The sequence below is a fragment of the Neisseria sp. P0021.S005 genome, assembly GCF_051956955.1.
Window position 1 is genome coordinate 1 of record NZ_JBQCWY010000481.1, and the last position, 2,322, is coordinate 2,322.

General features: G+C 55.0%; 1 protein-coding gene. It reads left to right on the forward strand.

Annotation, left to right across the window (positions count from 1 at the left end; translation table 11 throughout):
- Positions 1-59: 59 nt before the first annotated feature.
- The coding region (locus ACTHUE_RS15835; RefSeq protein ID WP_440423963.1) for an LPS-assembly protein LptD at positions 60-2,322 on the forward strand (2,263 nt) is incomplete at its 3' end.

Here is a 2,322-nt window from a genome sequence, read left to right on the forward strand (position 1 = left end):
CAGAATTTCAGGTTACAATAACCGCTATTCTAACTGGCAAACCGATTTAAGGGGCGATTTTGGCTCGTTTATTTTCACTCAAACCCTTGGTACTCGCCTTAATTATGGGCTTTGGCGCAACAGCCGTACGCGCGGAAGATGCTTCTGTTCCGCAGGCGGAAGACTATACCCCTGCCCACACCGCCGCATCCAAACCGGTAAAAACCAGCCAAAGCGAAGCCGATCCGCTTTCCTTGGGCAGCACTTGCCTGTTTTGCGACCACGAAGATGCCAAGCCGGCCGAAACCGCCGAAATCAAACGCAGCGGCGAGCCTGCACTGCCTGCCGATTACACCCGCGTCAACGCCGATAAAATAGAAGGTCAGACCCAAGTCGGCGTCCGTGCCGAAGGCGACGTCATTGTCGAGCGCAATGCCGATGTTCTCAATGCCGATTGGGCGCAATACGACCAAGCCACCGATACCGTTACCGCCGGCGACCGCTTCACCCTGTATCAAAACGGTTCGACCGTATCCGGCGATCAATTGGTTTACAACCTCAAAGACCAAACCGGTTCCGGCACTGCCGTACGCCTCAATACCGAACAAGGCGGCCGCCGCCTTCAAAGTGTCAGCGAAAAAGCCGAACTCAAAGGCAAAGGCCTCTACAAGCTCATCAATACCAAATTCAACACCTGTTCGCCCGGCGACGCCAGCTGGTATATCCAAGCACAAAGCATTGAAGCCGATGAATCGACAGGTATCGGCGTAGCCAAACACGCTTCGCTCGTATTCGGCGGCGTCCCCGTCCTCTACACGCCTTGGGCGGACTTCCCCATCAACGGCAACCGCAAAAGCGGCCTGCTCGTTCCGACTATTGCCACAGGTTCAGACGGCCTGGAGCTGAGCCTGCCCTACTACTTCAACCTTGCACCGAATTTGGATGCCACCATCCGTCCGGGCATTATCAGCAAACGCGGCGTGCAACTGGGCGGCCAAGTGCGTTATCTGCAACCGAATTACAGCGGCGAAGTCGATGGCGACTGGATGCCCAACGACCAAAAAAGCGTCCACAACAACCGCTACCAGTTCAAATGGAAACACCAGCAGCAGCTGAACAGCAAAATCAGCGGCGGCATCAACTACAACCAAGTTTCCGATGACGATTACTACCGCGACTTCTACGGCCGCGAAGACATCGCGCGCAACGTCAACCTCGACCGTCAAGCATGGCTCAATTACAGCGACAAACTGCTAGGCGGCAGCTTCGACGGCTCGTTGCGCGTACAAAAATATCAAACGCTTGCCAACCAAGACGGTTATAAAGACGAGCCTTATGCCATCATGCCCCGTCTGACCGGCCGTTGGCAAAACCATCTCGGCAAAGCGCAACTCAACGTGTTCGGCCAATTTACCCGTTTTGACCACGATACCAAGCAAGACGGCAGCCGCGTGGTGCTCTACCCGAGCGTCAAATGGGACTTCCACAACCAATGGGGCTACATCCGACCTAAAGTCGGCGTACACGCCACTTATTACAGCCTCAACAGCTTCAATGGCCAAAGCGGCCGCAATGTCAGCCGCGTCCTGCCGATCATCAACGTCGACAGCGGCCTGACTTTCGAGCGCAGGGCCCGTCTCTTCGGCGGAGAATACCTCCAAACGCTCGAACCGCGCCTGTTTTACAACTACATTCCGACCAAGTCCCAAAACGACCTGCCCAATTTCGACAGCTCCGAAAACAGCTTTACCTACTCGCAGCTGTTCCGCGAAAACCTGTATTCGGGCAACGACCGCATCAATTCGGCCAACAGCCTGACGCTGGCCACACAAAGCCGCATCCTCAACCCCAACACCGGTGCGGAACTCTTCCGTGCAGGCATCGGCCAGAAGTTTTATTTCAAAAAAGACAACGTCCTGCCTGACGGCAACGTCAGTAATTATCCGCGCAGCCAATCCGACTGGGTAGCCTTTGCACACGGCAACCTTACTCCGAGCACACGCATTGATTTGGACATCCACTACAACCAAAACCTAAGCCGTGCCGAGAGCTACGCCGCAGGAATTACCTACAACCCCGAACCCGGCAAAGTCTTAAGCGCGCGCTACAAATACGGACGCAACGAACGCATTTATCTGCAAGCCAACGGCGACTATTTCTACGATAGGCTCAGCCAAGTCGATCTTGCCGCCCAATGGCCGTTGAGTAAAAACCTGTACGCCGTCGCCCGTTACAACTACGAAATCGAAGCCAAAAAACCGCTGGAAATGCTCATCGGTGCAGAATACAAAAGCAACTGCGGCTGCTGGAGCGCAAGCTTGGTCGGCCAACGCTATGTTACCG